The following is a 12,114-nucleotide window of genomic DNA, read 5'->3' as shown; positions in this document are numbered from 1 at the left end:
CCGGGCCCGCCGCGCGTCCGCCGGAGGCACCCGGCGCCGCCGCGGCACCGTCACCGCCCCACCCGCCCGGTGGGCGCGGCCGCGTGCTTCAGCCTGAGCTCCGGCACCTGCACCGGCCGGGACTGGCCCGCCAGGGTCGGCACCGACGCGGCGACCGCGTTCCACTGCGGCCGGTCGTTGCCCTCCTCGCCCGCCCGGCGGACCTGGAGCACCTCGGTCGTTCCGGCCCGGCGCAGCAGGATGTTCTTGGGCGCCCCGGCCTCCGGGTCGAGCCAGAGCTCGTTGCCGCCGAACTCGCAGTCCAGCACCAGCACGTCGTCCGGTTTGCCGTCGGCCCCGGCCCGGAACGCGATCCCGGCCCTACGGTAGCCGGTGAACCGGCTGCGGCTGAAGGTGACCGACTCCCCGGCGAGTTCGTGCCGGGCGGTGGACACCGCGAAGTCGCTGCGCCCGGCGGCGTCGATCAGCAGCCCGTCGAAGTTGCTACCGCGGTCCCGGCCGAGCGCGTGCAGTGCCACTCCCCCGCCGGCGTTGCCGTACAGCACGCTCGCGGTGTAGTCGAAGTCGTTGAGGTAGGCGCCGTGCTCGATGCCCCAGCCGCCGTTGTGGTAGGCGGCGAACTCGGTGACCACATGGTGCCGCTGGGCGTTGAGCCAGACGAAGATGCCGTCCTGCAGGTTGTTGTGGGCCAGGCAGCGCTGGAAGGTCCAGACGCCCTCGCTGTTCTCCGGCCACTCGAAGCCGGAGGCACCGGTGGCGCCCTGCACCCCGACGGCGACGCAGTCCACGGCCTTGCCGCCGGTGCCCGCACCGAGGTTGAAGCCGGTCAGCCGGTAGGCCCGGGGGTTGGGTTCGAGCAGGGTGCGGGAGGCGACGCAGGACTCGTAGACGATGTCGTCGGAGGGCTGCTGGGGGGTGCGGGTGTCCAGCGGGCCGTCCCACCAGTAGGCGTCCTCCCAGGTCTCGTGGCTGACGCAGCTGCGGAAGGTGATGCCGTGACTGGCGTGCGGCACGAACGCGTGGCTGCCCGCGTCCCGGACGACCACGCCCTCGACCACGGTGCCACGGGTGGCGTCGCCGAGCCGGTGGAAGTGCAGCCCGTACCGGCCGAGCACCGGCGCGGTGACGGGCGCGGTGCCGTCCGGGCCCCGCCAGGTCTCCTTGGTGTCGGCGCGCGGCCCGACCCAGCGCAGCGCGCTGTGCCGGACGTCGGCCCGGCGGGTGCTGGTGAGGTGGACGTGGGCGCGGCCCTTGGCGCTGCCCTCGACCCGGACGGTGCGGGTGAGGTTGAGCAGTTCGGCGCCGACCGTGACGCCCCCTCCGGCGGCGACCCTGGGGTGCGGGTACTTGAGCGGGGTGTTCAGGGTGACGGTGGTTCCGCTGACGGACCGGACGGTGACGAGGTCGTAGGCGGCGGCGAAGCCGTCCTGGTCGGGCGGGCCGGTCGGGGTGACGGCCAGTTCGTCGCCGGGGAGCCAGCCGGCCGGCGGAGCGGCCAGGTCGACGACGGTGTCGCCGGCCCTGAGCTCGCGCTCGGCGCGGACCCAGGCGGTCTTGGCGGCGCCGTCCAGCCGCAGGTAGCCGGCGCCGGTGACCCAGAGGCCCACATCGGTGTCGACCACTTTCATGCCGTCACCCTGGAAGCGCTTCTCGTCGACGGAGGGGAAGCGGAGGGTGTGGACCCGGTCGCCGTCGGGGGCGAGGGCGAGGGTGCCGCGGATCTCGACGTTGCCCGCGGCGGCGAGGGTGAGGGTGCGGTCGGCGGCGAAGGTGAGACTGCCGCCCGGCTCGACCAGCAGGGAGCCGACCTCGGCGTCGGTGTCGAGCAGGACCTTGTCGGTGATCCGGACGGCGCTGCGCGGTCCGGGCGGGCTGCCGCCCCAGCCGGCCCGGTCGGACCAGCGGCGGCCACCCTGGTCGACGGTGGGCGCGGGGGCCGGCTGCTCGGGGGGCCCCGTGCCCGGGGCTCCGGTGCCCGGGGCGGCGGCGTCCGGCGGGGCGGCGCCGTGGCCGCCGTCCTGGCCCATCGGGGCGCCCTCCCCGGGCGGGCCGGAGCCGACGACGGCGGCCGGGGTGACCAGCCGGGTCTCTCCGGTCAGCGAGCGGCGCAGGACCTCCTCGCCGCTGATCGCCGCGAAGGCGGTGCCGACGGCCAGCCAGCGCAGTAATGCGCGGCGGGTTACGGGAGTTCGGGGCGGTTCGGGTGGGATGTCCGCTCTGCGATGTTTTGCCCTGCGGTGCGCCCCGCGCGGCCTGGCGGCCGGACGGGCGGCGTCCGGCTCCTCGTCGATGCCCATCGGTGCGTAGCCCTCCCCCCGGGCGGCTGCGTCTGCGCCGGCGTGGTGCCGACGCTCTGAAGCATAGGCAGTTGTGTTGGCCATGACGGGCGTTGCCGGAAATCGGTCATTTCTGATCATGAAGGACAGCGGTTCAGCACGTCTTTCGTAAACTGTGACGGTCGTCACACATGTTTGCGGTTTGAAGCCGCCTCTGCTTAACGTGCTCCCCGTTCGTGGCCACACGGACCCAGCCCGTCCGCGACGCCGAGTCCTGCCGTCGGGCGTGCTGGCAGCGCAATACATCACGGCAGGAGCGGGGGAACCACAGGTAGTTCGCCCAGGACCGGTCCTCGGACCGGACCCGGGCTAGGGGTGAAGCCGCGTCCACAGCGCGGCCGGGCAACTCCGGCCCGAATCCGACAGCTCACCTCGCAGGCGTGGGAGAGGACCACGTTCTTCATGCTGCCCACCAACGGCACCCGTCTGTCCGGCCGTACCCGTCGCGCGATCGCCGCCCTCGGCGTCGCGGGCATCGGCCTCACCGTCCCCTGCCTCACCGCCGGCACCGCCTCGGCCGCCTCCGTCGCCACCTGGGACAAGGTCGCCCAGTGCGAGAGCACCGGCAACTGGAGCATCAACACCGGCAACGGCTTCTACGGCGGCCTCCAGTTCACCAACTCCACCTGGGCCGGGTTCGGCGGCACCGCCTTCGCCGCCCGTGCCGACCTCGCCACCAAGGACCAGCAGATCGCGATCGCCGAGAAGGTGCTCGCCGTGCAGGGCCCCGGTGCCTGGCCGGTCTGCTCGGTCCAGGCCGGTCTGACCAAGGGCGGCACCCCCGCCGCCGTGGACACCTCCGCCACCACCGCGCCGGCCGCCAAGACCCCGGCCCCGGCCGCCAAGCCCGCCGAGAAGCCGGCCGCCAAGCCGGCCGAGAAGCCCGCCACCAAGCCCGAGAACCCGGCCCCGGCCGCCTCCGACGCCGCCCAGCAGCGCACCGGCGCCCAGGACTGGCAGAAGTGGCACCGCCAGGCGGGCCAGGAGGCCTCCGCCGACTACACCGTGGTCGCCGGCGACTGGCTCTCCTCCATCGCCGACAAGAACAACGTCCAGGGCGGCTGGGAGCGGCTGTACGAGCTCAACCGCTCCACCCTGGCCGAGGGCCCGCACAGCATCTACCCGGGCCAGCACCTGACCCTCGGCGACCGCGCCGAGGCGAAGACCCCGGCCGCCGACAGGTCGGGCCAGGGCTTCGACTGGTTCAACCGCGCCAAGGACGCCCAGAACGGCTCCGGGACGGCCGCCAAGCCCGCCGCCGACGCCACCGCGAAGGCCGAGACCCCGGCCCCCGCTCCGGCCGCCACCGGCAGCATGGCCGCCGCCGTCTCCTTCGCCCAGTCGAAGGTCGGCCAGGCCTACGTCTACGGCGGCACCGGCAACGGCGGCTGGGACTGCTCCGGCCTGACCCAGGCCGCGCTGCGCGCCGCGGGCGTCTCCGTCCCGCGCGTCGCCGCCGACCAGGCCGCCGCGTCCACGCACGTCTCGCTGGACTCGCTCAAGGCGGGCGACCTGCTGTTCTGGTCCAACAACGGCCAGGACTCCGGCGTCTACCACGTCGCGCTCTACATCGGCGACGGCAAGTACATCGAGGCCGCCAACCCGAGCTCGGGCGTGCGGCTCCAGACCGTCGCCAACTGGGCGCCGGACTTCGCCGGCCGGGTCTGATCCGGTAACGCCCGGGGTCCGTCCGCGGGCCCGTGGCCCCCGGGGAGAGCCGTCGCTCCTCTCCCCGGGGGCTGCGGCGTGCCCACGCGCGGGCACAGCCGCGATCACCGTCCCGGACAACCATGGTCAAAGGCCCGCCCCGGCGGGCATGCTGCTGCTCTGCACCCGAGGAGGAGTCACCATGGCCCAGGTCACCGTCTCGCTCGACGCCAATCTCGCCATCGACGCGATGATGCTGTCCGGCACCAGGAACCCGCAGGACGCCGTCGAACTGATCCTCCGCGACTTCCTGGAGCGGGGCCGGCGCACCGAGACCCGCACCGGTGACGCCGCCGACGGCCACCGGGTCACCCCGGACCGGCCCACCGCCCAGGAGGGCTGAGCCGAACGCCGAGGGGCCCGGGAGCGGTTCGCTCCCGGGCCCTCGTGGTGTCTCCTCAGCGCGCGCGGCCCCCGGTCGAGCCGCGCATCACCAGCTCCGGCTGGAACATGAACTCCCCGCGCTGGACGGCGTTGCCGCCGACCTCCTCCAGCAGGGCGTCCACGGCCGCAGTGGCCATCGCCTCCACCGGCTGGCGGACGGTGGTCAGCGGCGGCTCGGTGAAAGCTATCAGCGGCGAGTCGTCGAAACCGACCACCGAGACGTCCTGCGGCACCGCCAGGCCCCGCTGACGGACCGCCCGGATCGCGCCGAGCGCCATCATGTCGCTGCCGCAGACGATCGCCGTGCAGCCCTTGTCCAGCAGCGCCCCGGCCGCCGCGTGCCCGCCCTCCACGCTGAACAGCGTGTGCCGGACGAGCTCCTCGGCCTCCTCCCGGGTGTGCCCGAGCACCTCCCGCAGGGCCGCCGTGAAGCCCTCGATCTTGCGCAGCACCGGCACGTACCGCCGCTGCCCGACGGCCAGCCCGATCCGCTCGTGGCCGAGTTCGGCCAGGTGCTGGACGGCCATCCACATCGCGGCCCGGTCGTCCGGCGAGATGAACGGCGCGTCGATCTTCTCGCTGTAGCCGTTGATCAGCACGAACGGCACCCCGCGCCCGGCCAGCCGGGCGTAGCGGTCGTGGTCGGCGGTGCTGTCGGCGTGCAGGCCGGAGACGAAGACGATGCCCGCCACGCCCCGGTCGACCAGCATCTCGACCAGTTCGTCCTCGGTGGAGCCGCCCGGGGTCTGGGTGCAGAGCACCGGCGTGTAGCCGTGCCGGCTCAGCGCCTGCTCGATCACCTGGGCCAGCGCCGGGAAGATCGGGTTGCTCAGTTCCGGGGTGATCAGTCCGATCAGCCCGGCACTGCGCTGGCGCAGCCGGGTCGGCCGCTCGTAGCCGAGCACGTCCAGCGCCGCCAGCACGGTCTGCCGGGTGGTGGCGGAGACGTTCGCCTTGCCGTTGAGCACGCGGGAGACGGTGGCCTCGCTGACCCCCGCCTGCGCCGCGATGTCTGAGAGTCGCGCCGTAGTCACGGTCCCAGAGCCTATTGCAACCACGTCAGACCGCCCACCAGTCGGTGCTGTCCGCGGCCAGCACCGCCTCGCCGTCGACGACCCGGGGGTCGGCGCCGGCGGAGGTCAGCAGCAGCCGGCCGGGCGCCGGTATCGCGACCGGGGCGCCGGTGGCGTTGACGGTGCAGACGAAGGAGCCGCGGCGGAACGCCAGGGTGCCCTCGGGGCTCTCCAGCCACTCGACCTCGCGGCCGGCGCCGAGGTCGTCGCGGTCCCGGCGCAGGGCCAGCGCGGAGCGGTACAGCTCCAGGGTGGAGGTCGGGTCGCCGGTCTGCGCCTCGACGCTGAGCGCGGCCCACTCGGCGGGCTGCGGCAGCCAGGACGGGCCGCCGGCGTCCGGGCCGAAGCCGTACGGGGCCTCGGTGCCGGACCACGGGATCGGGACCCGGCAGCCGTCGCGGAAGCCGTCCTGGCCGGCCTGGCGGAAGAACGACGGGTCCTGGCGGACCTCGTCGGGCAGGTCGGTGACGTCCGGCAGGCCGAGCTCCTCGCCCTGGTAGACGTAGGCGGAGCCGGGCAGGGCGAGCATCAGCAGGGTGGCGGCGCGGGCGCGGCGCAGGCCGAGCGCGCGGTCGCCGGGGGTGCGGATCTGGGTGCCGAGGCCGGGCGGGTTGGCGAACCGGGTGGCGTGCCGGGTGACGTCGTGGTTGGAGAGCACCCAGGTGGTGGGGGCGTCGACCGGGCGCATCGAGTCGAGCGAGAGGTCGATCACGCCGCGCAGCTCGGCCGCGTCCCAGGAGGTGCCCAGGTACTGGAAGTTGAAGGCCTGGTGCAGTTCGTCCGGGCGGACGTAGTTCGCGGTGCGCTCGACGGTCGGGGTCCAGGCCTCGGCGACGCCGATCCGCTGGCCGGGGTACTCGTCGAGGATCTTGCGCCAGCTGCGGTAGATCTCGTGCACGCCGTCCTGGTCGAAGAACGGCATGACGTCGTTGCCGAGCAGCTTGAGCTGGTCGCCGCCGCCGAGGTCGGGCAGGCCGGGGGCCTTGACCAGGCCGTGGGCGACGTCGATCCGGAAGCCGTCGACGCCCATGTCCAGCCAGAACCGCAGGATGGAGCGGAACTCGTCGGCGACGGCCGGGCTGTCCCAGTCGAAGTCGGGCTGCTCGGGGGCGAACAGGTGCAGGTACCAGTCGCCGGGGGTGCCGTCCGGGTTCTCCGAGCGGGTCCAGGCCGGGCCGCCGAAGATGGACTCCCAGTCGTTGGGCGGCAGTTCGCCGTTCTCGCCCTGGCCGGGACGGAAGTGGTAGCGCTCGCGCAGCGGGGAGCCGGGGCCCTCGCGCAGGGCGCGCTGGAACCACTCGTGCTGGTCGGAGGAGTGGTTGGGGACGAGGTCCACGATGATCCGCAGGCCCAGCGCGTGGGCGTCGCGGATCAGCGCGTCCGCGTCCAGCAGGGTGCCGAACATCGGGTCCACCGCCCGGTAGTCGGCCACGTCGTAGCCGGCGTCGGCCTGCGGGGAGGCGTAGAACGGCGACAGCCAGACGGCGTCCACGCCGAGGTCGCGCAGGTAGGGCAGGCGGCTGCGGATGCCGGGCAGGTCGCCCATGCCGTCGCCGTTGGAGTCGGCGAAACTGCGCGGGTACACCTGGTAGATGACCGCGTCCCGCCACCAGCCTCTGTCCGCGCCGGCACCGGCCTCGTGAGCGGTGGCGTCGGCGGCGGGCCGGGAGGTGTCGGCCAGGTTCTGGGTCATGGACGGTATCCCTTGGGGGTGGAGGAGGAGCAGTCAGGACGGGGAGCGCCGGCGGTCAGGACTTCGAGGCGCCGGCGGTCAGCCCGGTCACCAGGTGGCGCTGCACCAGGTAGAAGAGGACCGAGGAGGGGATCGCGATCAGCACCGCGGTGGCGGCCATCAGGTTCCACTGGGCGTCGTGCTCGCTGACGAAGGTCTGCAGGCCGACGGCCAGCGTGTACTTGTCGGAGCTGAGCATGAAGGTGGAGGCGAAGGCGACCTCGGCCCAGGCGGTGAGGAAGGAGTAGAAGGCGGCGACCGCCAGGCCCGGGCGGGCGAGCGGCAGCACCAGCCGCCAGAAGGTGCCGAACGGGGAGAGCCCGTCGACCCGGCCGGCCTCGTCGATCTCCACCGGGATGGTGTCGAAGTAGCCCTTCAGCAGCCAGCCGCAGTAGGGCACGGTGGTGGTCGAGTAGACCAGGATCAGGCCGAGGTAGCTGTCCAGCAGGCCGAGCCGGGAGAGGATCGTGTACATCGGCACGATCAGCACCGCGATCGGGAACATCTGGGTGACCAGCAGCGACCACATCAGCGGCCTGTGGCCGGGGAAGCGCATCCGGGAGACGGCGTAGCCGGTGGAGGCGGCGATCATCACGCCGAACACGGTGGTGACACCGGAGACCAGGAAGGCGTTGCCGAACCAGGTCGTGAAGTCGGTGTCGAACAGCACCGTGCGGTAGTTCGAGAAGGTGATCTTGTCGAGGATCGCGCCGGGGTGCAGGTAGTCGGTCTTGTCCGGACCGAGCGAGACGTAGAGGATCCACGCCACCGGGAACAGGGCGACCAGGCTGGCCAGGATCAGCGCGCCGTGCATCAGGGCCTTGGCGAGCGGGGTGCTCTCGCCCCGGGCGCGGACCTTGGCGGGCCGGGCGGCGGGGGCCGCGGTGCGGGCGGCGGCGCGGGGGGTGGGTCGGTCGGTGGTGGTGCTCATCGGGGTGCCTCCTTCGTGGTCGTACGGTTCGCCGGGTCAGCCGTTCGCGCGCTCGTTGCGGGCGAGCCAGCGGCGGTAGAAGCCGGTGAAGACGATCAGGATGGAGAGCAGGATCACGCCGTAGGCGGCGGACTGCGCGTAGTCCCGGGGCTGCTGGCCGAAGCCGAGCCGGTAGGCCCAGGTGACCAGCAGTTGGGCGTCCGGAGCGCCGTTGGCGCCGAACAGCAGGAAGATGACGGCGAACTGGTTGAACGTCCAGATCACACCGAGCAGTACGACGGTCGAGGAGACGGTGCGCAGCCCGGGCAGGGTGACGTGGCGGAACCGCTGCCAGGCGGTGGCGCCGTCCATCTCGGCGGCCTCGTACAGCTCGGCCGGGATCGACTGGAGGCCGCCGAGCAGCGAGATCATCATGAACGGGACGCCGACCCAGGTGTTGACCAGGACGGCGGCGGCCTTCTGGGCCAGCGGGTCGTCCAGCCAGCCGGGTTCGGGCAGGTGCAGCGCGGAGAGCAGGCCGTTGACGGCGCCGCCGTCGGCGAGCATCAGCCGCCAGGAGAAGACGGTGACGAAGGTCGGCACGGCCCACGGCAGGATGAGCAGCATCCGGTAGACGGCGCGGCCGCGGAGCTTCTGGTTGAGCAGCAGGGCGAGGCCGAGGCCGATGGTGTAGTGCAGGCCGACGCAGAGGGCGGTCCAGGAGATGGTCCACACGAAGTGCGACCAGAAGCGGTCGTAGGAGCCGGGGCCCCAGAGGATGTCGGCGTAGTTGTCGAGGCCGACGAAGTGGTAGCTCGCCGGGATCTCGTTGACGCCGATCTTCCTGGCCGCGTTGAGGCTGTTGGCGTCGGTGAGGGTGAGCCAGAGTCCCTCGGCGAGCGGGTAGAGCACCAGGACGCCGAGGACGAGCACCACCGGTGCGATCATCGCGTAGGCGTACCAGTGCTTGGCGTACGAGCGCTTGAGGCGCTCCATCAGGCCCGGACGCGGATCGCGCTGCCGGCTGCCCTGGCCGGTGGCGCCCTGCACGGCGACTGACATGTTCGACACCTTCTCGGGGAGGTCCGCCGCCTCGCTTCGGCGACTGCTGCTACGGGTCCGGCCGCCCGGCCCGCCGGGGGTCGGCGGGCCGGACGGCTGCGGTGAGGGACTACTTGGCGAAGCCCGGGAGGAGCTTGGCGTAGTCGGTCGCGACGGTGTTCAGGCCGTCCTGGGTCGAGGTGCCCTGGACGACCTTGCCGAGGTTGGTGCCCAGCGAGGCGAACAGTGAGCTGTACTCGGGCAGTTCGGGGCGCGGCTTGGCGCTCGACAGCACCGACTGGAAGCCGGCGATCCCGGGGTCGGCCTTGACCTCGGGAGTGAAGGCGTCGTCGCGGGTCGGCAGGGTGGAGTTCTTCTGCGCGATGAACGCCTGGCTCTCGGCCGAGGTCATGAAGGCGGCGAACTTCTCGGCGGCGGCCTTGTGGGCCGCGTCGGCACCGGCGTAGACGGAGATGTTGTGGCCGCCGGTCGGGGCGCCGCCCTTGCCGGCCGAGCCGCCCGGGACGGGGGCGATGCCGAGGTTGGCCTTGTCGGCGAAGGCCGAGCCCTTGTAGATGTTGGTGATCTCCCAGGGGCCCTGGACGATCGCCGCGACCTTGCCGCTGTTGAAGGCGTCCATCATGTGCGCGTAGGCGTCGGTGGTGACGTCGGCCTTGGCGGTGCCGGGCGCGGTGAACAGCGACTTGTAGGTCTCGATCCCCTTGACGGCCTCGGGGCCGGCCACGGTGATCTTCTTGCCCTTGGCGTCGACGGTGTCGGTGCCCTCGCCGAAGAGGAACGGCATCGCGTAGTAGCCGTCGGCGGCCTTCAGCCAGAAGCCGTCCACGCCGGCCTTGTCCTTGACCGTGGCGGCGACGGTCTTCAGCTCGTCCCAGGTGGTGGGGGCGGCGGTGATGCCGGCCTTGGCGAAGAGCTCCTTGTTGTACAGCAGGCCGAGGGTGTCGGTGACCAGCGGCACGCCGTAGAGCTTGCCCTGGTAGCTCGCCTGCTGGATCAGGCTGGGCTGGAACTTGGCGGAGTCGGCGGCGGCCGGGGTGCCGTCCAGCGGCTCCAGGTAGCCGCCCTTGGCGAAGGCGGCGGTCCAGCCGACCTCGGAACGGAACACGTCCGGCGCGCCCTTGGCCCCCATGGCGGTCTGGAGCTTGTTCTGCGCCTGGTCGAACGGCACGTTGACGAAGTCGACCTTGACGTTCGGGTTGGCCGCCTCGAACTTCTTGACGAGCTCCTGGTAGTTCGGCGCCTCGTTGGTGGCGTTCGAGGTGTCCCAGTAGGTGAGGGTGACCGGCCCGTCGGCCTTGCCGTCCGAGCTGGAGCCGCTGCTGCCACAGGCAGCCATCGAGACCGCGAGGGCCACAACGAGGGCAGAGGCCGCGATGCCACGCCGCATGAGAACTCCTTGGAGGGTGGGGGTGCCCGAAATAGTGGGAGACAGGCGCATAATGGCTGCCTTGCCTCGCGCCGACCGCACCGTTGCTGCCGCCGGGCTCGGGAAGGAAGTTAACAGCGGGGCAACAGTCGCGGAAAGCCCTTGCAGCAAGTTTCTGCAAGAAAAAGCGATCGTTACACCCGCGTGTCCATCGCGTTGCCGCACGGTAGTTGACAGGCAGGGAAGTTGTGGCGCTTTGTCCGGTTCGCCCCGGTCGACAGCTGCCGCCGGGGCCACCCTCCGTGGTGAAAGGCTCTTGCAGCGCCCCCGTCAGCCGGTGCTGCCGAGCCGGAACACCGTGGTCGAACGGAACTCCTCCCCCGGCCGCAGCACGGTGCTCGGGAAGTCCGGGTGGTGCGGGGAGTCCGGGAAGTGCTGGGTCTCCAGCGCCACCCCGGAGAACGGCCCGTACGGCACCCCGCTCGCGCCGCTGACCGCGCCGCGGAAGCCGTTGGCCGTGTAGACCTGGATCCCCGGCTCGGTGGTCAGCACCTCCAGGGTCCGCCCGCTGACCGGGTCCTCCAGCCGCGCGGCCGGGGCCGGGGCGCCGTCCGCCGGGCGTGGGCGCAGCACCCAGTTGTGGTCGTAGCCGCCCGGGCCGGTCAGCTGCGGGTGCTCGTCGTGCACGGACTTGCCGATCGGCCGGGCGGAGGTGAAGTCGAACGGTGTGCCGGCCACCGGCTCGATCCGCCCGTACGGGATCTGCCGCCCGTCGGCGGGGGTGTACCCGTCGGCGTCCAGGGTGAGCAGATGGCCGAGGACGTCCCCGGAGCCCTCGCCGCCCAGGTTGAAGTAGGCGTGGTTGGTGAGGTTGACCACGGTCGGCGCGGCGGTGACCGCGCGGTAGCGGATCGCCAGCTCGCCGGAGGCGTCGAGGGTGTAGTCGACGGTGACGTCCAGCGCCCCCGGGAAGCCCTGGTCGCCGTCCGGGCTGTGCAGCCGCAGCCGGACGCCGTCGGGCAGTTCCTCGGCCGCCCACATCCGGTTGGCGAAGCCGTCCGGGCCGCCGTGCAGGGTGACCCCGCCGCCGGTCGGGGCGAGCGGGTGCTCCTCGCCGTCGAGGCCGACCCGGCTGTCGGCGATCCGGTTGGCGTACCGGCCGACCACGGTGCCGTAGTGCCGGGCCGGGCCGAGGATGTCGGCGATCCGGTCGCTGGAGAGCAGCACCTGGCCGGGGCGGCCGTCCCGGTCGGGGCCGACCAGGGTGTGCAGGGTGGCACCGAGGGTGAGCACGCTCGCCTCGTACGGGCCGGCCCGAAGCGTCCACCGCTCGATCGCGGAGCCCGCCCCCGAGGGGTCCAGGGGCTCGCGCCGCACGCTGGTGGTCCGCGACCCGTTCGACGGGGGCGTCGCCATGACCTGCTCCTCACCGGCGGGCCACGGGGTGCGCGCCCGCCCTTGACCGGGGTACCGCCCGGACCCTGTACGGGCCCGGGTCGGCGTCAAGCCTAGTCAGCCGCAGGCCCGGCAGGGCGCTCATCGGG

9 protein-coding genes and 1 riboswitch are annotated in these 12,114 nt (G+C 72.6%); of the genes, 2 read left to right on the top strand and 7 right to left on the bottom strand.

The genetic code is table 11. The features are described from left to right. Positions 1 to 50 precede the first annotated feature (50 nt). Positions 51 to 2,297 (bottom strand): hypothetical protein, encoded by a 2,247-nt coding sequence (locus tag OG715_RS34700; RefSeq protein WP_266273313.1) that lies wholly within the window; start codon positions 2,295 to 2,297, stop codon positions 51 to 53. 265 nt (positions 2,298 to 2,562) lie between these two features. Further along, positions 2,563 to 2,730: riboswitch (cyclic di-AMP (ydaO/yuaA leader) on the top strand. Between the two features lie 8 nt (positions 2,731 to 2,738). Between OG715_RS34700 and OG715_RS34695 the strand changes: the two genes are divergently transcribed. Both OG715_RS34695 and OG715_RS34690 read left to right on the top strand, forming a co-directional pair. Continuing rightward, positions 2,739 to 4,004 (top strand): transglycosylase family protein, encoded by a 1,266-nt coding sequence (locus OG715_RS34695; protein ID WP_323182215.1) that lies wholly within the window; start codon positions 2,739 to 2,741, stop codon positions 4,002 to 4,004. Between the two features lie 181 nt (positions 4,005 to 4,185). Then, the gene (locus OG715_RS34690) at positions 4,186 to 4,386 is read left to right on the top strand and encodes a hypothetical protein (RefSeq protein ID WP_266273314.1); all 201 of its coding nucleotides are present in this window, start codon (positions 4,186 to 4,188) and stop codon (positions 4,384 to 4,386) included. A gap of 55 nt (positions 4,387 to 4,441) precedes the next feature. On the opposite strand, the gene OG715_RS34685 is transcribed toward OG715_RS34690, so the two are convergent. The 6 genes from OG715_RS34685 to OG715_RS34660 all read right to left on the bottom strand — a co-directional run bounded on the left by OG715_RS34685 (position 4,442) and on the right by OG715_RS34660 (position 11,986). Next, positions 4,442 to 5,461 carry a LacI family DNA-binding transcriptional regulator gene (locus OG715_RS34685; protein ID WP_266273315.1) on the bottom strand — a complete coding sequence of 340 codons (1,020 nt, stop codon included), beginning with the start codon at positions 5,459 to 5,461 and terminating at the stop codon, positions 4,442 to 4,444. Between the two features lie 25 nt (positions 5,462 to 5,486). Further along, a complete protein-coding gene (locus tag OG715_RS34680) occupies positions 5,487 to 7,193 on the bottom strand; it encodes a glycoside hydrolase family 13 protein (RefSeq protein ID WP_266273316.1) in 1,707 nt (568 codons plus the stop codon). Between the two features lie 55 nt (positions 7,194 to 7,248). Continuing rightward, on the bottom strand, positions 7,249 to 8,163 hold the full coding sequence (locus OG715_RS34675) for a sugar ABC transporter permease (RefSeq protein ID WP_266273317.1): 915 nt from the start codon (positions 8,161 to 8,163) through the stop codon (positions 7,249 to 7,251). Between the two features lie 36 nt (positions 8,164 to 8,199). Continuing rightward, on the bottom strand, positions 8,200 to 9,204 hold the full coding sequence (locus tag OG715_RS34670; RefSeq protein WP_030392207.1) for a carbohydrate ABC transporter permease: 1,005 nt from the start codon (positions 9,202 to 9,204) through the stop codon (positions 8,200 to 8,202). Positions 9,205 to 9,313: 109 nt separating this feature from the next. Next, positions 9,314 to 10,591: an extracellular solute-binding protein gene (locus OG715_RS34665; protein ID WP_266273318.1), complete on the bottom strand. Its 1,278-nt coding sequence runs from the start codon at positions 10,589 to 10,591 to the stop codon at positions 9,314 to 9,316. Between the two features lie 309 nt (positions 10,592 to 10,900). Continuing rightward, a complete protein-coding gene (locus OG715_RS34660; RefSeq protein ID WP_266273319.1) occupies positions 10,901 to 11,986 on the bottom strand; it encodes an aldose epimerase family protein in 1,086 nt (361 codons plus the stop codon). Between the last annotated feature and the right edge of the window lie 128 nt (positions 11,987 to 12,114).

The sequence above is a fragment of the Kitasatospora purpeofusca genome, from assembly GCF_036010405.1.
Taxonomy (GTDB): Bacteria; Actinomycetota; Actinomycetes; order Streptomycetales; family Streptomycetaceae; genus Kitasatospora; species Kitasatospora purpeofusca.
This window is presented reverse-complemented; position numbering and strand designations above follow the sequence as displayed.

Coding starts and splice junctions, on each gene's coding strand:
- OG715_RS34690 (WP_266273314.1), top strand. CDS start 4,186: ATGGCCCAGGTCACCGTCTCGCTCGACGCCAATCTCGCCATCGACGCG.
- OG715_RS34700 (WP_266273313.1), bottom strand. CDS start 2,297: ATGGGCATCGACGAGGAGCCGGACGCCGCCCGTCCGGCCGCCAGGCCG.
- OG715_RS34660 (WP_266273319.1), bottom strand. CDS start 11,986: ATGGCGACGCCCCCGTCGAACGGGTCGCGGACCACCAGCGTGCGGCGC.
- OG715_RS34670 (WP_030392207.1), bottom strand. CDS start 9,204: ATGTCAGTCGCCGTGCAGGGCGCCACCGGCCAGGGCAGCCGGCAGCGC.
- OG715_RS34680 (WP_266273316.1), bottom strand. CDS start 7,193: ATGACCCAGAACCTGGCCGACACCTCCCGGCCCGCCGCCGACGCCACC.
- OG715_RS34675 (WP_266273317.1), bottom strand. CDS start 8,163: ATGAGCACCACCACCGACCGACCCACCCCCCGCGCCGCCGCCCGCACC.
- OG715_RS34695 (WP_323182215.1), top strand. CDS start 2,739: ATGCTGCCCACCAACGGCACCCGTCTGTCCGGCCGTACCCGTCGCGCG.
- OG715_RS34665 (WP_266273318.1), bottom strand. CDS start 10,591: ATGCGGCGTGGCATCGCGGCCTCTGCCCTCGTTGTGGCCCTCGCGGTC.